Source organism: Methanomicrobiales archaeon HGW-Methanomicrobiales-1, assembly GCA_002839675.1.
Taxonomy (GTDB): Archaea; Halobacteriota; Methanomicrobia; order Methanomicrobiales; family Methanospirillaceae; genus Methanoregula.
In genome coordinates this window covers 364,042-383,250 of sequence record PGYM01000002.1, presented here as the reverse complement: position 1 = coordinate 383,250, position 19,209 = coordinate 364,042, and the positions used below count along the sequence as shown (strand labels likewise).

The window sequence follows — 19,209 nt, the reverse complement described above, 5'->3', positions numbered from 1 at the left end:
AGATGAGGGGTTGGTACAGGTTTACCACGGAATTCACTCGAACGTGTGAACCACAAGCCCGCTCAAGAGTTTGGGCTCGAACCACGTGGACTTGGGGGGCATGACGCCTCCGGCATCGGCAATGGACAGTACGGTCTCGACCCGGACCGGCTGCATGGCAAACGCGAGCCGGTATTCCCCGTTGTCGACAAGCCGTTCCAGATCGGCAACCGGCCGGGCACCCCCGAGATACTGGAGCCGGGCATCGCCACGGGGATCGGTGATCCCGAGCATGCCTTCCAGCACCCACGTCTGGAGCACAGCCACGTCAAGGGCATCTAATGGTGCCGCATTCTTCTCCAGCAGGCGCGTGCACTCATACCACTGGCCCCCAAGATACATGTGCACAACGTGGTAGCGTTCCGGTTTCTTGCACTTTGGTTTTATGTTGAATCCGCGTCCGTCCACCCTGCCGTACGGCTCGACATCAAAATATTTTTTCAAAGCGTCAAGGAAGGTGTCCTGTGTGTACGTGCCCAGATCCATGAGCAACCGGCTGTAGCCATGGATCTTTACCTTGTCGTGGGCAAACATGACCCCCATGAACCGGAAAGTTTCTTCATCGCAGGGGACCTTTGCTGCGATCCTGCGGTCAGCCACGTTTACTGCCGCCTTTGCCCGGTGGTGCCCGTCAGCGATATAGAGTGAGGGTAGGCCTGCGAAGTGCTGTTCGAACCGGGCAAGGATGGTCGGGTCCGTGATACGGAAGATCTGGTGAATATCTCCATCATCGGTCCGCACCTCTGCATCGGGAACCGCGCCTCCGGAAACCTGTGCATTGATGAGCGAATAGATGTCCCCGCTGTTCCGGAACAGGAGTACTACCGGCCCGTTGTGCGCCTTTACGGCTTCAATGTGCCGGGTCCGGTCCTCTTCCTTGTCGTACCGGGTCTGCTCGTGCCTGCGGATATGGTTCTGCCGGTAATCGTCAACATCAAGACAGCAGCAGAGGCCAAGGAACGTATCCCCGTCCTGTTTCACCCGGTAGGCGTACATGCCCGGCTCGGGATCCTTTTGGATCTTTCCTGATTCCTGGAGTGCTGCAAAGTTCTCGTGCGCCCGCTCGTATACCTTGTCATCGTGGGGGTCGATGCCGGGCAGTTCCGCATCCGGCCTGCTCACGCGCAGGAAACTCTCGGGTTTTTTCTCAATGATCCTGCGGGCTTCATTTGCAGTCACGACATCATACGGAACGGCAGCGATTGCCTGCGCACATTCACGGGTGGGGCGCACCCCGGAAAAACGATAGATCTTTACCATACCAACACCAGCACCGGACAGGGAGACACAGTTGCTCTAAAAGTTGGGTGTGATCCCTTATATTTCCGCACACCGCTGCCGCCCGTTCAGGGGCAAAAACTTTGACCTGCGGGCTCCCAGCAGTACAGCAATATCCCCATTGTGGGAGACCCCGACATGATCCGACCCCATGATCTTGTGACCTATCCGCTGCCCTTGATACGGCGGGCAATACCCTCTGATCTCGCGGCGATTGTAGCTATTGAGAAAGAGTGCTTTATCGACCCGTGGGAAATGCCGGTCTTTTTAGAGGCGCTCACCTATTACCCGACCACCTACTTTGTTGCAGTCTGCGACGGTCAGGTAGTGGGCTTTGTGGTGGGTGGGCTCGAAGATAATGGCGAGAATATCTACGGCCATCTCTGCAACCTGGGGATCAGCCCGATGTACCGCCATAAAGGGATCGGCAGGCTGCTTGTGCGCCGGGTAGAACACCAGTTTGCCCTCGAACTTGCAACCGCAGTCCAGCTCGAAGTGCGGGTATCCAACACGGCAGCGCAGCAGTTTTACAAACGGCTGGGTTACCGGCACGTGTTCGGGATTGACCAGTACTATGCAAACGGGGAAGATGCGTTTGTGATGATGAAGTGGTTCCGGTTCTGATGAAAAAAGAAAATATCCGGGAATACTTTTTTTAAATATCAGCCGCGCCCGAGCTGCTGGTGTGCCCGGGCAAGGTGCTGGGCGGCAAGTGCACCGAGAAGGGACAGTTCCCCGGCAAGGACGGCTGCACCAATGATCTCGCCCAGTTTCTTTGCATTGGTTCCCGGGGGTGAACCACTGCCGGCAACCCCTAAAATTTTGAGGCATTCCTGTTGCGTCCCGACAACGGTTCCCCCTCCCACGGTCCCTACTGGGAGGGAGGGAAGCGTGACCGCGACGTAAATCCCGGTATCCGTGAGATCAACGGTGGTGATACAGGTGCTGCCATCGATTGCATGCGCCGCGTCCTGCCCGCAGGCAATGAACATCGCTGCCACAACGTTTGCCGCGTGCGCATTGAAGCCCATGGCGCCGGCCCGGGCTGACCCCACGAGGTTCTTCCGGTAGTTCACTTCATGAATGGTCTTTGCATCGGTCTTGAAGATCTGGGCGATCAGTTCGTGGGAGAGGGCAACTCCCGCGACAACGCTGCGCCCCCGGCCCATGATTGCGTTGATTGCGGCTGGTTTCTTGTCCGTACACATATTGCCGGAAAGGGCAATGAGCCGCACTCCCGTTCCCTGTGCGATCAGGTCGGCCACTTTCGCGCTTGCGATGGTGACCATGTTCATCCCCATCGCATCCTTGGTGTCGAACTCCAGCCTCACATAGACACTTGTTCCCGCTACAAAGGTGACCATATCATTCAGTTTCCCATGGGACGTCGTACTCTCCGCAGCTGCTTTGAGTTCATCGCGGTGAGCGACCACCCAGTCGCAGACCTGTGCCGCGTGAACTATGCTGTCGGCAGCAAAGACCGGTGCCCGGGTCATCCCGTCATGCAGGACACGCACTTCGGCCCCACCGGCTCTCGAGATCGCACTGCACCCGCGGTTCACGGATGCGATAAGCGCACCTTCCGTTGTTGCGAGTGGGAGCCAGTATTTGCCCTGCGCGTAACCGCCTTTTATCGAGATCGGCCCGGCTACGCCAAGCGGTACCTGTATCGTGCCGATCATATTCTCGCAATTGCGTTTCACTACGCGCTCGATATCGATCGAGAAGATGCCGAGATTTTCGAGTTTTGTACCGGTCTCCTCTTCGATATATTCCCGGCGCACGCGGATCGCATCCATGGCCGTGAGCTCGGTCTCCAGCTGGTAAAGCCGGAGTTCCCCGCTCTTCAGTTTTCCGTGGATTATTGTGTCCCGCTCATTGTTCCGACCGGAACCTTCACTGTTTCCGGCCCCTGATCGGTGCCCGCCATCATCAGCCATGAATAATGGTAGCACGTATAAATTTATGATACACGTGGTTGCATGACAGTTGAACAATGGGGCATCCGGGTACCTGCACGCGAGGGAGAAACCACACGGCGGGCACTTATCGATGAAGGCGCGCTCGATCTCTCACTTAAGGTACGGCGCGATGGCGACGCGCTCCTCCTCCCGCTTCTTGACTGGCGCGAGGGTGCAGAGCAGTGCCAGTTCGAGCAGAACCCGGAGCGTGTGGTGCTGCCACGGCACGAACTGGTAGGCGGGATTGCGATCATACAGGAGAACGATCCGGTGGGCGCGCAGAAGATTCTCGACTCACGCCCCTCCCTTCATACCATCGTCTACGCGAAAGGTGAAGTGTCGGGCGAGTACCGCACCCGTGAGTTCGAAGTAATTGCCGGTGTTCCCACGACCCGAACTGAAGTGATCGAGTACGGGCACCGCTTCCATGTCGATCTTGAAGCCGCCTACTTCTCCGCCCGGCTCTCTTCAGAGCGGCAACGCATTCTTGAGCAGACTGGCAGGAACGAGACAGTACTCGATATGTTTGCCGGTGTTGGTCCATTCGCGATCACGCTTGCAGCGCGGGCTGCGCTTGTGGTTGCCTGTGATCTCAACCCCCGGGCTGTAGAACTGATGCTGGAAAACATTGCGCAGAACCGGACAACAAACGTGCTTCCCGTGCTCGCGGATGCCCGGAGACTGGCCGGGATCTTCCCGTGGCGGTTTGACCGGATCGTGATGAACCTCCCCCTGTCCGGTACGGAATTTTTACAAGACGCGTTCCGGCTCTGCAAGCCTGGTGGGACCATTCACTTCTATTCGCTGGTATCAGCAGAAGGGGAGCACCGGGAGTGCATTGGCGAACTGGGGGGAGAAGTGCTGGCCGAGCGGGTTGTGCGGTCGTACTCACCCGGGCAGTGGCATGCGGTGTATGATATCTGTGTGAAGTGTTCGTAAGGGTCCGGTTGCAAACCCTCTGAAGCAAGTGGGGGAACGTGCAACAATAAAGAAACCTGGTTACCCCCACGCGAACTGGCATGCGAGGCTCACATGTTCACCGGTTTGATGACTGGCAGAAAACAAAGATTGATGTGGTTGCCTCACCATTTACCATAGACACAAATTCCGGGAATCTTCTCATAACCCGGAATGGCCTGCGCGGGAAACAGTGCAGGAATCATGCGGACGATGGTAACATGCCATCGAAGAAACAGCATCAGGAGAAGACTCTGATGCCAGTACAGGATCCCGATGATCCACGGTTTCGTGGTGATGGCCCCTGAGGCCCTTTTTCCGTAACGGGCAAATATCCGTACGGTTCGTTAAGGGAATTTCGCCGATATGTCGAAGATGGCTCACCAACGGATAGTTTCCCCGGTTTACTCCGGGGGATTTGGCCGATAGTTAATCCGGCGGATTCACACGGGATCGCAAGATAGATGCGATGTCATAAAAACCGGGAAATAATTCCCGCAGATTATACAATCAGAAAAAAAATCAGGAGATACAACACATAATGGAAATAGAGATTATAGCCGTAGGCGGATACGACGAAGTCGGGCGCAACATGACCGCCGTTCGCTGCGGAAAGGAAATTGTCATTTTTGACATGGGGCTCCGCCTCGACCAGTTGATGATCCACGAGGACGCGGAAGTTGACGAGATGCATTCTCTTGATCTGATCAAGATCAAGGCAATTCCGGATGATACGATACTGCAAAAGGTTGAGGGTACGGTAAAAGCAATCGTTTGCTCGCACGGACACCTGGACCATATCGGGGCGATTCCCAAACTTGCGCACCGGTACAATGCACCGATTATCGCAACCCCCTATGCAACCGAACTGATCCGGCAGCAGATCGCGGGTGAGAAGAAATTTGAAGTAAAAAACAAACTCTTCGCACTCAACGCCGGTCAACGGTACACGCTCTCCCCGAACCTCGTACTGGAATTCGTACGCACGCAGCATTCGATCATTGATACCGTGACACCGGTGCTTCACACACCCCACGGTGCGATCGTCTATGCCTGCGACTTCAAGTTTGACCGGTCACCGGTCATCGGCCAGCCTCCGGACTTTGCCCGGTTCCGGCAGCTCGGCAAAGAGGGAGTGCTGGCTCTCATCGTGGAAAGCACCTATATCCATCGCCCGGGACGGTGCCCCAGCGAGCGGATTGCCCGCGATCTTGTGCGGGGTGTTATCACGAGTTTCGAGGACGACAAGAATGCGATCGTTGTGTCAACGTTCTCATCCCACATCGCCCGGGTCAAGACAATTGCGGAATGTGCCCATGAGATCGGCAGGAAGCCTATCTTTCTCGGGCGCTCGATGGAGAAATACTCCGTTGCCGCAGAACAGATGAAACTCGTCTCATTCCCTGAGACCGCAAGCGTTTATGGGAACCGACGAACCGTTGATCGTATGATGCGGCGGATGATGAAGGAGGGAAAGGATCAGTTCCTGCCTATTGTCACCGGCCACCAGGGTGAGCCCGGATCAATCCTGACCCGGCTTGCAGCGGGCGATACTCCCTACCAGCTGAGCAAGGGTGACAAGGTACTCTTCTCGGCAAACATTATACCAAACCCGATGAACATCGGAAACCGGTACAGGATCGAGCAGCAGCTTAAAATGGCCGGGGCCCGGATTTTTGATGATCTGCACGTGAGCGGCCATGCGTACCGGGAAGACCACTACGAGTTTCTCGAGATGCTAAAACCCCAGCATATCATCCCTGCTCATGCAGACATGAAGATGACGGCAGGCTATGCTGATTTTGCCAGCGATCTTGGGTATACCCTGGATAATGATGTTCACCTGATGAGGAACGGGCAGCGGCTCAGGATCAAATGAGAACCGTTCTGACGATGATAAAAAACCATGAAATGGTTCAGTGAGAAAATACCCCATATTATTTCCTGTTTTCAAAAATACGGTAGATTTGCACCTTTCTAAAAACCTGCCAACGTTCATTTTATCAAGGCTCTTTCGCCCGCCCAATGAATGCATCTCGTGATCGAAACCCAAAATTACCTGATGGTTCCATAAGAGATAAGAAATCCATGACGCCCAATACCGAATGGAAAAAAGTTGCAGCCTCGCTGATTGCAGCAGTTATATTTGTGCTGATTTTTTTCCTGTCATACCTGTTCATTGACGGTATGGACGGAGGGTATGCGATTGCTTTTGTCTCTCTCTTTCTCGCGATCAGCAGTATTGCTGTTGCCCTGCTCTTTGTCCACCGGGCCCGGGTGATGGATACGATCCTTGCCGATCCCTCCCTGCTAGCCCACTGGACCTATCCGGAGGATGTAGCCCGGGTAAGCGTGGAGCGGGAGTATGGTGAATTTCAGGAGCGGAACCGGGCGGTATTTTTCATTGTCGGGGGGATGCTCGTGATTGTGGCGCTTTTCTTCCTGATCTTCGTTGAGGATGGTGGCCTTGAGACCGGCATTTTCCTGCTTGCACTGATGGTATTTTTATATATTGTCTCCCGGATCATGCCCTGGATCGAACGGCAGCGGGCAATGAAAGCATCGCACGATGCGTTTCTCTCCCACTTCGGGATCATCTACGAGGGGGTAGTCTACCCGTTCCGCTCATTTCTTGTGTGGAAGACCGGGATCCAGCTTCGCAAGGCCGCCAAGAAGAAGCCGATGGCGATTATTTTTTCATTTTCCCAGCTGGTCGATCGTTTTATTATCCAGCCATTTGATGTGGTAATTCCCATCCCTACCGGGGAAGAAGAAAGAGCCGTCTGGATCGTGCGGGAAATGGGTGGTGAAGTACCTGATGATTATCCGTAACCGGATGATTTGGAAAAAAAGAAATGATTACTCCGGCGCAAACTTGGTGCCGTAGTGGATGATGCCGCTCTCGCCATCGGTGGCGATCCTGCGGAATACGCTTTTGACCCGCATGCCGATCTTTACTTCGCTCGGGTCGCAGATAACCTGGGTGGTCATCCTCGGTCCTTCGTCGAGCTTGATGATGGCAAGCACGTACGGTCCGTGAGATGCGAAATTGTCCGGGGCTGTCTGGATGATCGTGTACGTGACAACCTCTCCCTTTCCGGCAAATTTGTGGTTCACAATCTTTCCGTCCCTGCGGCAGTCCGGGCAGAATGACCGCGGGGGGAAGAAGTGGCTTCCACAGGTCTCGCATTTCGTGCCGATCAGGTTGTAGCGCTGCGGTATCTTTCGCCAGAATCGTGCGACTGACATCTTACACCCTCCCGAGAATGTGCACAGCGACCGTGGCACCGGTTCCGCCCACGTTGTGCGTCATGCCGATCTTTGCGCCATCGACCTGCCGTCTGCCCGCATCGCCGCGGAGCTGCTGGACAATCTCGTATACCTGCTTGATACCGGTAGCCCCGACGGGGTGGCCGCAGGCCTTGAGGCCGCCGCTTGTGTTGACCGGAATTGAGCCTCCAAGGGCAGTCTCGCCGTCGGCGGTGAATTTGCCCGCCGTGCCCTTCTTGCAGAACCCGAGGTCTTCGATGGCACAGATCTCTGCGATCGAGAAGCAGTCGTGCACTTCGACCATATTGATGTCCTTGTGCGTCAGTTTTGCCATCTTAAACGCCCGCTGGCCTGCAGCAATAGTCGCGTCCAGCGTTGAAATGTCCCGTCGGTCGTGGAGGGTGATCGTATCGCTTGCCTGTGCGCTCGCGAGAACCTTGATTGGCGTGTCGGTGAATTCGCGGGCACGGTCGAGCGGTGCGACAATAACTGCCGCTGCCCCGTCCGTGATGGGTGAGCAGTCAAAGAGTCGGAGAGGGTCAGCGACCATGGTAGATCTCAGCACGGTATCGAGGGTGATCTCCTGCTGGAACTGGGCAATGGGGTTACGGGCGCCGTTGTAATGGTTCTTCACGGCCACCTGTGCCAGTTGTTCGCGTGTCATGCCATATTTGTGCATGTAGTCCTGTGCGATCATTGCGTAAAGGCCGGGGAATGTCGCGCCGACAAACCCTTCCCACTCGCGGTCTGCAGCACCGGTGAGGGCGTCGGTACTTGCACCCGGCTCCACATCGGTCATCTTTTCGACACCTGCTGCGACAACGATATCTTCCATACCGCTTGCAACGGCGATGACAGCCTGCCGGAAGGCAAGACCCCCGGATGCGCATGCGGCTTCAACCCGCGTTGACGGGATGTGGCGTGTTGCCATACCTGCGTAGTCTGCGATCAGGGCGCCGATGTGCTCCTGCTCGATGAAGCGTCCTGCGCTCATGTTCCCGACATACATTGCATCGATCTTTTCCCCGGAAAGCTGGGCATCCTCAAGGGCGAGAGCCCCTGCCTCCACAAACATATCCCGGAAGGACTCCGACCATTTCTCACCGAATCGGGTGCAGCCTACACCAATCACTGCTACGTCTCTCATGATTGCATCACCAGTTTTCCTTTGTGCTGTGCATATCGTGCATAATCAAGGTATATGGGATTTTCAAGCAGTTTCTCGACACTCGGTGCTGCATCCCGCCTGAATGCATCCGACAGGATTGCATCAGTCACTTCAATATCGAATGCGTCGCCGCCGGCACCGGACCCGAACGAGCAGACAAAGATGGTGTCGCCCGGTTTTGCGATGTCGAGTGTTGCTGCAAGACCAATGGGTGATGCACCGGAGTAGGTATTACCGAGGTGCGGCACCACAAGGCCCGGCTTTATCTGTGCAGTAGTGAAGCCGAGGTCCTTTGCAACTTTCTGCGGGAACTTCGCGTTGGGCTGGTGGAAGACTGCATACGTAAAGTCCTTCGGAGTCTTTTTGGTCTGCTCGAAGAGGAGGTTGCTTGCACCCTTCACGTGCTTGAAGTATCCGGGATCGCCGGTGAACCGCCCACCATGGCGGGGGTAATCCTGTCCTTCGCGGCGCCAGAAATCCGGCGTGTCGGTGGTGAAAGAACAGGTGTGGTGGATCGTTGCGATCGGATCATCGTTCCCGATAACATAGGCTGCCCCGCCTGCCGCTGCGGTGTACTCGAGCGCATCGCCCGGCGCACCCTGCGAGACATCGGAACCGATGGCAAGCCCCAAGGGGATCATTTTGCTCTTCACCATGCCCATACAAGTCTGGATTGCAGCCGTACCTGCCTTGCAGGCAAATTCATAGTCCGCTGCGGTCATATTCGGGGTGGCACCGATGGCTTCCCCGACCGTGCATGCCGTAGGTTTCACCGCATACGGATGCGACTCGCTGCCCACGTACACGGCCCCGATATCTTTCGGGTCAACATGCCGGCGCAGGAGTGCGTTTCGTGCCGCTTCAACAGCAATGGTTGCTGCGTCTTCGTCAAGGTCAGGAACTGACTTCTCAAAAACGCCCAGTCCCCCGGTGATGTCTGCGGCATTTGCGCCCCAGACCCGGGCAATCTCTTCGACCTTGATACGATATTTCGGTATATATACACCGTAAGTAATGATGCCTACCATTCTTTGTTCCTCAGAGTACTCACGATTTTATCCACATCCATGCTCGTACACAAGACGGTGATGCGATCGCGTTCTGCCATCTTTTCCACGATGGGGTGGACATCTGCAGCATCGATTCCCTGCAGCACCACACATCGCGGCTTGAACGGTGTCACGCGGATGGCAACCATCGGTGATTTTCCGGTCGAGACATTGGTAAAGACCAGCGCCCGTTCCGTGCTCCAGCCGTAAAGACGATTGAACTCATCGGATGAGAGTTGCATGATCGCGTTCAGGCTGTTGACCACGGTATAGCCGAAGATGGCCTTGTCCATGGAACCACAGAGTACTGAGCACCCGATCGCATCTGAAAAATCTTTCAGTGGTACGGGTGAACCGTACTCGTGGAGGTCATAGATCACATCATCGTCAACTGCCGAAAAGAGCATGGTTGAGAATTTTTCAATGTGTTTACCGCCGGTCTCCTCATCAGAGGTGAGGAGTGCATCGACAATCTTGCCGACAACGGCGGTTCCGGGGCTTTTCCTCCTTCCGCTCTCGTAATCACTGATTACGGACGGTGAGACACCAAGGCGTTCTGATAAGACGCCGGGTGCGATCTCGAAGTTCATGCGCCATTTTTTCAGCGCATGCCCCGGTGAGTCCGACAGCGTAATCTCACCAGCCATCTTTTCAGCGAGCTGGTTCCGCTTTCCGGATTTCATGCTTATTAACAAAGACCCGTTGAGTTATATAATTAGCGAACGTGGCTTCGACAGTGAACGAACCCCGACGGAGGATTTCCCGGAGGGCAACTCATAAATAGGGAGCAACTCAATTTTGATAAGTATGATACCTGCTGAAGATCTCCAGTGTCTCAAGGCCATTGCACTGCGTGGCGGTTGCAAGGGCCCCGTCTTTGTCTCCACGCAAAGCATCGGTACGATGCTTGCGATCAGCCAGCAGACCGCATCGCGGCGACTCAAAGGGCTTGAAACGCAGGGGCTCATCAGCCGGACCCTTGCCTCTGACGGCCAGCATGTTACCCTGACCAAGCATGGTGAGGATGAACTCCGCAGGGAACACCAGGAATATTCCCGTATCTTTACTGAGGGTGGCAAGTCCTATGTGCTGAATGGCGCTGTAGTTTCTGGCATCGGCGAGGGAAAATATTACATGAGCCTTGCCTCTTACAAGGAACAGTTCAATACCCATCTTGGATTTGAGCCCTACCCTGGCACGCTCAACATCCGCCTCTCTCCTTCCAGCATCGCGGTGCGCAAGAAGATCGATGCGCTCGAGTGGACACGCATCAAGGGATTCTCAACGGACGGCCGGACCTTCGGCGATGCGAAATGCATTGCGTGCCGGATTGGCACGATTTCCTGCGGAATTGTTGTGCCCGGCAGAACTCACTACCCCGAGGACATTATAGAAGTGATAGCACCGATGGCACTTCGCAGGAAACTCGGTGTCGAGGACTCGGACAGCGTCAGCGTCGAGGTGGGGCCGTGATCGATGAGGCGCTTGCAGCGCTGCGTGATGGGAAATTTATCCTTCTCTATGATTTCGCAGATCGGGAAGGCGAGACGGATTTTGCGATCCGCTCCGACTCAGTCACCCCAAAAGATATCCTGCGGATGCGCAAGGATGGCGGCGGGCTGATCTGCACGGCAGTCCACCCGGTTGCAGCCCAGCGGCTCGGCCTCCCGTTTGCCAGCGATGCCCTAAGGGCAATTGCGGTTGCGGAACGGGATGGCGACATCCCGTACGACCGGAAGAATCACTCCTCCTTCTCACTCTGGGTGAACCACCGGAATACATTCACGGGTATCACCGATCGCGACCGGACCCTGACGGTCAACGCGATCGCCGAGCAGGTGAAGCGTGCGCTCAATGGTGGCGATGTGAGTTTCCACGAAACATTCCGCACACCGGGCCATATGGCCCTTCTCAGGGCAGCGGACGGGCTTCTTGATGTGAGGAAAGGCCAGACCGAGCTCTCGATCGCGATGGCCGAGATGGCGGGAATCACACCGGCAGTCACGATTTGTGAGATGCTTGACGATGAGTCCGGCTATGCGCTGTCAAAAGAAGATGCACAGCGCTATGCGAGAAAGCACGGGCTCGTGTTTATCGATGGACCGACCGTTATGGAACGATGGGAAGCAGAGAAAAGCAAAAGGAAATAAAATTCCCGATTTAACCTTTTTACTAATACCATAACCCCGGATTCCCGGCAGATTTCATTATTCTTATCATCCCTTAAGCCCCATTTTTATCCACATGAAAGTTCCGCTCACCGAACTCGAAGACCGGCTGAAGCGTTTCCGGGCCCGGATGGATAGTACCTGTCCCGGCTGGGAGCTTGCAGCCATTGTTGGCAAGATCCCCCTCTACTATTTCACGGGCACGATGCAAGACGGACTCCTGCTCATCCCACAGGCAGGCGATGCCGTCTTCTGGGTACGGCAGAGTTTTGAGCGGGGACTGGCAGAGTCGCTCTTTCCGGACATCCGGAATATGAAGAGCTACCGGGACGTAGCTGCGGGAATGGGAAATCTTCCGTCCACCGTGTATCTTGAAACCGACACAATGCCGATCGCTCAGCTCCAGCGGTTGCAGAAATACCTGCCATTTACGAACGTAAAGTCAGTCGATGAACAGGTTTCAGCAGTCAGGTCTGTGAAGAGCCGGTATGAACTTTCCCTGATGGAACATGCGGGGAAAATTCACCGCCACGTGCTTGAAGACTGCATTCCCGGTATGCTGGTAGAAGGGATCGATGAGGTCGAACTCACCTGCGATCTCTACTCTCTCATGGTAAAGGAGGGCCACCAGGGTATCATCCGGTTCGGTATGTTCAACGAGATGCTGCTCGGCCAGATCGGGTTTGGCACGAGTTCCATCTCTCCCACGTGTGTCAATACCCCTGGCGGCATCTTCGGTATGCACCCGTCCGTTCCGCTGATGGGCTGCCGGGAACGGAAACTGAAGAAGGGCGACTTAGTGGTGATCGATATCGGGTGCGGGTACAAAGGGTACCAGACCGACAAGACCATGAGCTATATGTTCGGGAAGCCGATTCCCGATGAAGCAATACGGGAGCACGAGCGGTGCGTCGAGATACAGGATCAGCTGGCTGCGCTCCTCAAACCAGGGGCTATCCCGTCAGAGCTCTACACAACCGTCATGGAGGGGCTTGAGCCTGAATTCCTGAACAATTTCATGGGATTCGGGAAGCACAAGGTCAAGTTCCTCGGTCACGGGATCGGGCTCTGGATTGATGAGATGCCAGTCATTGCGCAAGGATTCGATGAACCCCTACAGGAAGGAATGGTCTTTGCCCTCGAACCTAAGAAAGGCATCCCGAAGATTGGACTGGTGGGGATCGAGAACACGTTTATCGTAACCCCGCAGGGGGGCCGGTCGATCACGGGGAAGAGCCGTGGACTCGTTGAGGTATACTGACGGTTACTATTGTATTCAATGCGATTGGCTGTGCAGAGATGAGGGGGATTTTTGTGTCCTGCGACTGCCTGCTCACTTTTTTGCCAGTTTTTTCAGGCATTCCTCGGGTAGCATCTTTGCAATGGTCATCTTTGTCGGACATCGCCCGAGTTTGAACCCCAGTTTCTTTGCCTCTTCCTTTAGCACTTTTGTTTCAATGTCCTTGATGAGCGCACTGATCTCTTTCTGCTCCATAGGGATCGAAGAGTGATTGGAACCAGGAATGATAAGGTTTGTGCCGTAATGAAAAAAATGAAGACTGGGATTACATTTTGATCTGGGCCAGCGCATCGTACGCAATCTTCCGGAAGGTCACCGGATCAATCGTGGGATACTGCTCTTTGGCCTTGATAACATCCGGTGCAGTGCCTGCGGCGAAAGCCTCGATCCGGTCCAGCGTGCGTTCAGCCGTGTCAAGCACCCAGAGATCCCGGGTCTCTTTGTCCACGACATTGATCGATTCCACGCGGACCGATACCATCGGTGCACTGGCCTCGTCCTTCCTGTACAGGCTCGGCTTGCCGATGACCGCGACAAAGGCCGGCGTCTCTATCTTTGCCAGCTGCTGCATTGCCTCGGGCTGGTAACTGCCAGCCATGATAAAGAAGGTCCCGGTCGGATCTACGACCCTGCCGCGATAGAAAATATTCTGGTCTCCCTGCCGTGTCTTTTCGGTCAGCGTGCCGACAATGAAGATCCGGTTGCTGCGTTCCCCGGTCGGGAGCAGGACAAACGTAGGGCTCTTCTCGTCCTCGCCATCCTTGAACTGGTACCGGCATTCCCGCAGTTCGCTGGCAAATACCCGGCGTGCCGGTTCGCGTTCGAACGACCCCTCCTTTCTTCCCATCTCGCGTGCGGGAGTGCTCATGATGCACCCCCGGCCCGGTTGAGAAGTGCCGTATGTTTTTCGCTTTCAAATGTCACCGGCTCGCATTTATTGACGAGAACGCGGTTTTCGATCTCGCGCCCGTGGCAGGTAATGTAGCGGCCGAGCACCTTATCCCGCATCTGGAGGAAAACCTCGTCCATGCCCAGCGGGTTGTTCTCGGCAATTTCCTGTGCCGCAGCAAGGGAAATGCCCGTGAGCGACTCCACCACATCGCGCTGGAGCAGGATGCTGTGAGTCTTTTCGCCGTCGTCAAGCCATCCCTTGATCCGCAGGTCATAGGTGAATTTCGGCTGGATCTCGTGCACGGGGCAGTAGTTCTGACGTGAGAGGGCACGGTTGCACCCTTCCACCGGGCAGCGCTTGATGATGCCGGAGCCGGGTGCGACATGAACGATGGCGCCACTGACTGCAGCTTCGCCCCCGCTCACCGCAATATCGCCCTCTTCCTGCATGACCATCGCGGTATTGAGGTTCAGCGAGAGCCTGCCATTGTACTCGTCCACCTGTGCATAGAAAATATTGTATACCGAACCCGGTGTCAGGCTTTCCTTGCCCGGCTCTTTCCAGATCACGAACTTGATCGTGCCGGTCTCATCGCCCAGCAGGCCGGACTGGAGCATCCGTTCATGGGAGGCATCCCATTCCTGGACTACCTTTGCCCGGATGCTTCCGATACCCGGGTGCAGTCCGCTGATCGGTACGGTCGAGGGCATGAGTGCCCGGTCCTCTTCAATCTCCTTGATCGTGGTGCCGGAATGGATCTTCAGGCTCGCGATACCTTTGAACTCGTCTACGACTGCAGACTCGATCCGGTACCAGGACCCCTGTGCCATGGCCGGTGCATTCGCCTTTGCCCATGCGACAAAGCGGATGGCACCGGAATCATCGGCTATAACGCCCCCCTGGGCAATCGCGGGTGATGCGGGAGCTGCGAGTGCCACGATCTTGCCTTCGATCGTAACCCACTCGCCGGGTGCCGCATCTGCGATCTTCTTCTCTGCTGTCCCGCTGCTGCCAGTGCCGGCGCTTCCGCCAGTCCCCATCGTGGGGATGTTGAACTCCTTGTTGAGCTCATTGGTCACGCTGCGTTCTGCTTCTGATGGCTGGACGCCAAACTCCTCGATCAGTCTGCGGAGTTTGCCTTCGATCTTCTTGGGATCAACGGTCTGTCCGCTTTTTAAGAACTTACGGGAGATTCTGTCTGCTGCTTCGGAAAAATCCATCTTCGTACATCTCCACATAATCATCGGATCTGATCATGTCTATATATTGCGAAGTGTGCGCTGCGAAAGTAATCCATTTATAAAAAACGATTATAAACAATCGCCGTAATGGTCAGGTTTATGTGACCACAGGAAGACTAACTGAGTATGGCAGAAATTAACGCAGACAGCACTATCTACGATCTCTTAAAGGCAAAACCAGAATCCACCGAAGCGCTCTTCAAGTTCGGCATGGGCTGCGTCGGGTGTGCGATCGCCCGCGGCGAGACGATACGCCAGGCCGCAGAGGCACACGGAATTCCGCTGGCCGAACTCCTTGCGGCACTCGGCATCAACGAAAAGTAAGGACAACACCGGTCATTCTTTTTTTTGCAGTGCTTTGAGTTCAGCGAGCGAAGCCGAAGGGAATTTTTTCAAGTAACCGGAGATCTCTGGCTCATGAAGAAGGGTACATCCCGCGCAGTTCCAGACTTTATTCCCATTCGAGCTGGCTGACCATGTCCCAAGACTTTCGTCACCGCACGGGTAGAACGGGCAGTAGCAGAAGTCACAGTTCTGCCCGGCAAAATGGCAGGGATAATAGGGGCAGTTATGCGGGGTCCACTCCACCCAGTGCTCGCCCTTGATCCGGCTGAACACAAAAAAACCCGGTTGGTGTTCCTGAATCCCGCTGTCATGACGTTTAATCGCGTGAGGAATGCCATGAAGCACGGCAGCCCGGACCCGGTGCCCGATCTCTGTAATCCGGCCGGCACAGGTATGGGTTATTGCGTTTTCGCAGGCCGTGATCACCGCATCGGTCGGTGTGCCGCTCAGCGGGAGATCGAGGGTGGCAAGTGCATCTGCCTTTGCCTCGGTTGCCACCATAATAGTCTCGAGCAGAGCAGCGTCTTTCATTCCCTCGCTGCTGGTGACAATGATATTAATTTTCCCGGCTGATTCCGGGGGCTCGCGCCGGACTCCCGCTGTGATAAAGACCGTCACGAAATCATACTGGAGCACGCAGCATTGCTGCACCGGTACCTGCGTGGGCAGCCCAAAGAAATCTGTTGAATGTCCGGCCCCGGCAGCAACTGATGCCAGTCCCTTTCCAGGGTCATCATGATCCCAGCCCGCGGGAATGGTATGGTTAAAAAGGGTTAAAACTGTCCGGATGCCGCCGTTAGTACCGGTACTGGCTGCGCGGAACGAACCGCGGATGAAAAGGGTATTGTTTTCAAGCGAGTATCTCATCGGAATTTCCCGTGATCAATAATGCTGGGGGCATCTTTAAAAACCTCCGTTATTTCATCCGGATGGTTGGGGGATCACAAATTCTCAACTTATCTTATAGTGAGTGATGCAGGAAATACGGTAGGTATGATCTTTCCCTGAATGTGCAGGTTACTTAAGGTGATTGACAAACCCGGTGATGTCCTGGACAATACCGTTGATGAACACCAGTTTTTTATTCGCATCAAATTCTGCAAGTGCCGTCACACTGACCGAGATGGGTGCCCCGTCCCGCTTTTTTAAGTGGATAATATGGTTTTTTACAAACCCGCTTTTCAGCAACTGATCCAGCAGATCCTGTCTTCCATCAGGAGTTAAAAAAACATCCACAACATCGATACTCTTAAGGTCCGATATGGAAGGAAACCCGAGAATTTGCAGGAGGGCCGTGTTTCCCCAGACAAACCTCCCCCGGGGATCTCCGGTACTCCGGTAGAAGCCAACATTGAGATCCTCGACCAGTGTACGGTACTTGTCTTCGTGTTCCCGCATGTGCTGTTCGATCTTTTCCTGCGTGATGTCACGGATAATCGCAGATGCTCCTACAATTGTATTCCCCTCTCCCTTGATTGGGCAGATCGTTATCAGGGCATCGATGGGTGTTTTATTTTCCCCGGTCATCCTCAATTCTCGCCGCATGATGCAATCCCCCTGCATAATGCCTTTCAAGAGGGCATCGGCATCCCCGTACTGTGCATCATCCGCAAGCATGGTGAGCGGCTTTCCGTTCACTTCGCTCTCGGTAAACCCATACAACCGTTCTGCGGCGGGATTCCACGAAACGATCCTGCCTTCAGTGGTAGTCCCGATGATCGCTTCGCCTGAGGATCTGACCAGGCCCCGGTATTTTGCCTCGCTGATCTCCAGCATATCCTGGGATTTTTTCCGGGCCGTGTTATCCTCTATAATGAAGGTGAAACCCTGAGTGCCATCTTCATAAGCGGTTGGCACCCGCTTGATGCGGAAATGATATTTTTCCCCGCGGATTGTACAGGTTTTTTCAGTGATGAACTCACGTTCATCAGTCTCACCTTTTTTCACGGGATCTACCGGAAGATCTTGGAAAAATGGCTCACGGATCTGATCGATCCGCCTGCCTACAAGGTCTTCTTTTTTCTCGTTGAAGAGATGGGGGACCGGTTCGTTCACCTGGAGGATCTTCCCGTCGCGATCGACCATGATCACAAGATCCGATGAAAACTCAAGTATTGCAGAAACCGGGACCGTTCTGGCAACATAATAGACTTTAGCAGCTCCGACAATCTGGACTTCGACATGGCCTGATATAAGGAGCATATCAAGATATTTTGCCAGCGTGTTCCTGTTCATTTTCATCTGGGAGTTGACAGCTGATATGGTCATTCCCCTCGGGTGCCATTTGAGGATCTGCCGGATACGGTCCATTCTCTCCTGGTCGAGAACTGCCATAATAATTACCTGAGCATCAGGGATAGTAGATATATGTTTTGTTATATTGCACGCTGGATAAAAATGGTGCTGAATCCCTAACTTGTCAAAAAACCGGACAATTTAAATTCCGGCAATAATTTCCCTTTTTTTAGATACAACAATGAAAACGGAAAAAGATCTGCACGGCACATCACCATGCAGATCAGCAATGCGTACCCGGAATCGATCCAGATGTGCAAATTCTTATTTTTCGGTCAGATTAATGGTTTTTTTGCCACGGCACCATAATGGAGTGCCCGGCAATAGGTGAGATATATGGCAATGTTACCAAACCGACAAATTCCCTTGGAAGCCCAGTACCTGTACCGGCAGGCACTTGACCTGTCAATGGAGGGAAAGAAAGAAGATGCGCTGATGTGCCTGAAAAAGGTCGTGTTTATAGCACACCGCTTCAGCAATGCGTACAATGCGATGGGCAACTGTCTCGATGAACTCGGCCGGTATGAAGAAGCGGTCAGGAAATACGACAAAGTCATTGATATTGATCCGCATCACACAGAAGTCCGGTTCAAGCGGGCTCTTGTTATCGAAAAGATACAGCGAAGTGAAGCGGTGAAACGGAGCTACGGAAAAATGAATGTTCCGGAAGGAGAACCGGATGAGAACAGAGTCCGTCTGTGCCCTGATAATATACTGAAATGTGATTTTCCTTTCAGTCTGATGCGAATCGGGTTGAATTATTAGGATTTTCCTTTTATTATCTATGCAAAAAAGAATAGGGGATTTTACGCTACTGAATACCGGGTCCGGTCTTTGAGTTCCTGCTGCTTGCCGGCATTCCAGCCGGATACATCCTGCAGGTAGCCGGTAACCCTGCTGATCTGCGTGACATCGTGGGAGCCGCACTCAGGGCAGACGGGTTTACCGCACAGGGGGCAGTACTCGATTCCTGACATGATCTCGTGGGAGCAGTGGCAGTGGTCAAGCGGGCACATGATCTCAAGATGGGTCTCACCGCAATTCGGGCACGGGCTCTCTTCAACAATGAGGTGGCAGGTGTGGCACTTGTATTTGCGTTCCTTTTCAGGAATCTCGTTTACACTCTTGAATTTTTGTGCCATTTTCTGTTGTTCTGCCGACCAATCCATAGTATATCATCGCACAAGTCCTTAATAAATATTTAGACCCTGCAGGGTGCAGGGTATGCGATTTCCTTAATATAGAA

Annotated in this window: 21 protein-coding genes; 10 read left to right on the top strand and 11 right to left on the bottom strand. The window is 54.4% G+C overall.

Features of this window, described 5'->3' with window-relative positions; translation table 11 throughout:
• Positions 1-33: 33 nt before the first annotated feature.
• Complete coding sequence (locus CVV30_08275) at positions 34-1,299, bottom strand: DUF1015 domain-containing protein (GenBank protein PKL69540.1); 1,266 nt, start codon at positions 1,297-1,299, stop codon at positions 34-36.
• A gap of 156 nt (positions 1,300-1,455) precedes the next feature.
• Here CVV30_08275 and rimI point away from each other — a divergent pair, with 156 nt between their 5' ends.
• The gene (gene rimI, locus CVV30_08270; GenBank protein ID PKL69539.1) at positions 1,456-1,941 is read left to right on the top strand and encodes a ribosomal-protein-alanine N-acetyltransferase; all 486 of its coding nucleotides are present in this window, start codon (positions 1,456-1,458) and stop codon (positions 1,939-1,941) included.
• 38 nt (positions 1,942-1,979) lie between these two features.
• Here rimI and hmgA read toward each other — a convergent pair whose 3' ends face one another.
• A complete protein-coding gene (gene hmgA / locus CVV30_08265) occupies positions 1,980-3,257 on the bottom strand; it encodes a hydroxymethylglutaryl-CoA reductase (NADPH) (GenBank protein PKL69538.1) in 1,278 nt (425 codons plus the stop codon).
• Between the two features lie 42 nt (positions 3,258-3,299).
• Between hmgA and CVV30_08260 the strand changes: the two genes are divergently transcribed.
• The 4 genes from CVV30_08260 to CVV30_08245 all read left to right on the top strand — a co-directional run bounded on the left by CVV30_08260 (position 3,300) and on the right by CVV30_08245 (position 7,067).
• Positions 3,300-4,217 (top strand): methyltransferase, encoded by a 918-nt coding sequence (locus CVV30_08260; protein ID PKL69537.1) that lies wholly within the window; start codon positions 3,300-3,302, stop codon positions 4,215-4,217.
• 80 nt (positions 4,218-4,297) lie between these two features.
• Positions 4,298-4,543 (top strand): hypothetical protein, encoded by a 246-nt coding sequence (locus CVV30_08255; GenBank protein ID PKL69536.1) that lies wholly within the window; start codon positions 4,298-4,300, stop codon positions 4,541-4,543.
• 233 nt (positions 4,544-4,776) lie between these two features.
• Positions 4,777-6,114 carry a ribonuclease J gene (locus tag CVV30_08250; GenBank protein ID PKL69535.1) on the top strand — a complete coding sequence of 446 codons (1,338 nt, stop codon included), beginning with the start codon at positions 4,777-4,779 and terminating at the stop codon, positions 6,112-6,114.
• 209 nt (positions 6,115-6,323) lie between these two features.
• A complete protein-coding gene (locus tag CVV30_08245; protein ID PKL69534.1) occupies positions 6,324-7,067 on the top strand; it encodes a hypothetical protein in 744 nt (247 codons plus the stop codon).
• A gap of 27 nt (positions 7,068-7,094) precedes the next feature.
• On the opposite strand, the gene CVV30_08240 is transcribed toward CVV30_08245, so the two are convergent.
• From CVV30_08240 to CVV30_08225, 4 genes are read right to left on the bottom strand one after another with little or no spacing between them, the layout of a single operon-like run.
• Positions 7,095-7,484, bottom strand: a complete 390-nt coding sequence (locus tag CVV30_08240; protein PKL69533.1) for a transcriptional regulator — start codon at positions 7,482-7,484, stop codon at positions 7,095-7,097.
• 1 nt (position 7,485) lies between these two features.
• On the bottom strand, positions 7,486-8,652 hold the full coding sequence (locus CVV30_08235) for an acetyl-CoA acetyltransferase (GenBank protein ID PKL69532.1): 1,167 nt from the start codon (positions 8,650-8,652) through the stop codon (positions 7,486-7,488).
• The gene (locus CVV30_08230) at positions 8,649-9,701 is read right to left on the bottom strand and encodes a hydroxymethylglutaryl-CoA synthase (GenBank protein PKL69531.1); all 1,053 of its coding nucleotides are present in this window, start codon (positions 9,699-9,701) and stop codon (positions 8,649-8,651) included. The genes CVV30_08235 and CVV30_08230 overlap by 4 nt, the downstream gene beginning before the upstream one ends.
• Positions 9,695-10,405 (bottom strand): transcriptional regulator, encoded by a 711-nt coding sequence (locus tag CVV30_08225; protein PKL69530.1) that lies wholly within the window; start codon positions 10,403-10,405, stop codon positions 9,695-9,697. The genes CVV30_08230 and CVV30_08225 overlap by 7 nt, the downstream gene beginning before the upstream one ends.
• Before the next feature lie 124 nt (positions 10,406-10,529).
• On the opposite strand from CVV30_08225, the gene CVV30_08220 reads away from it, so the two are divergent.
• The 3 genes from CVV30_08220 (at position 10,530) to CVV30_08210 (ending at position 13,151) form a co-directional block, all read left to right on the top strand.
• Complete coding sequence (locus CVV30_08220; protein PKL69529.1) at positions 10,530-11,195, top strand: riboflavin kinase; 666 nt, start codon at positions 10,530-10,532, stop codon at positions 11,193-11,195.
• On the top strand, positions 11,192-11,872 hold the full coding sequence (ribB, locus tag CVV30_08215; GenBank protein PKL69528.1) for a 3,4-dihydroxy-2-butanone-4-phosphate synthase: 681 nt from the start codon (positions 11,192-11,194) through the stop codon (positions 11,870-11,872). Before CVV30_08220 ends, ribB begins: the two co-directional genes overlap by 4 nt.
• Positions 11,873-11,960: 88 nt before the next feature.
• Entirely contained in the window at positions 11,961-13,151 is a 1,191-nt protein-coding gene (locus CVV30_08210) for a peptidase M24 (GenBank protein ID PKL69527.1), read from the top strand.
• 304 nt (positions 13,152-13,455) lie between these two features.
• Here the strand turns inward: CVV30_08210 and CVV30_08205 are convergent, their stop codons facing one another.
• Positions 13,456-14,037, bottom strand: coding sequence for a nucleic acid-binding protein (locus CVV30_08205; protein ID PKL69781.1), 582 nt, complete (start codon positions 14,035-14,037; stop codon positions 13,456-13,458).
• 17 nt (positions 14,038-14,054) lie between these two features.
• Positions 14,055-15,302 carry a nucleotide-binding protein gene (locus tag CVV30_08200; GenBank protein ID PKL69526.1) on the bottom strand — a complete coding sequence of 416 codons (1,248 nt, stop codon included), beginning with the start codon at positions 15,300-15,302 and terminating at the stop codon, positions 14,055-14,057.
• Between the two features lie 147 nt (positions 15,303-15,449).
• Between CVV30_08200 and CVV30_08195 the strand changes: the two genes are divergently transcribed.
• Positions 15,450-15,647, top strand: a complete 198-nt coding sequence (locus CVV30_08195; protein ID PKL69525.1) for a disulfide oxidoreductase — start codon at positions 15,450-15,452, stop codon at positions 15,645-15,647.
• A 12-nt stretch (positions 15,648-15,659) separates the two neighbouring features.
• Here the strand turns inward: CVV30_08195 and CVV30_08190 are convergent, their stop codons facing one another.
• Positions 15,660-16,535 (bottom strand): hypothetical protein, encoded by an 876-nt coding sequence (locus CVV30_08190; protein PKL69524.1) that lies wholly within the window; start codon positions 16,533-16,535, stop codon positions 15,660-15,662.
• A gap of 150 nt (positions 16,536-16,685) precedes the next feature.
• Positions 16,686-18,002 carry a hypothetical protein gene (locus tag CVV30_08185; GenBank protein PKL69523.1) on the bottom strand — a complete coding sequence of 439 codons (1,317 nt, stop codon included), beginning with the start codon at positions 18,000-18,002 and terminating at the stop codon, positions 16,686-16,688.
• A gap of 297 nt (positions 18,003-18,299) precedes the next feature.
• Here CVV30_08185 and CVV30_08180 point away from each other — a divergent pair, with 297 nt between their 5' ends.
• Positions 18,300-18,728, top strand: a complete 429-nt coding sequence (locus tag CVV30_08180; GenBank protein PKL69522.1) for a hypothetical protein — start codon at positions 18,300-18,302, stop codon at positions 18,726-18,728.
• A gap of 41 nt (positions 18,729-18,769) precedes the next feature.
• Here CVV30_08180 and CVV30_08175 read toward each other — a convergent pair whose 3' ends face one another.
• Entirely contained in the window at positions 18,770-19,132 is a 363-nt protein-coding gene (locus CVV30_08175) for an oxidoreductase (GenBank protein ID PKL69521.1), read from the bottom strand.
• Positions 19,133-19,209 lie beyond the last annotated feature (77 nt).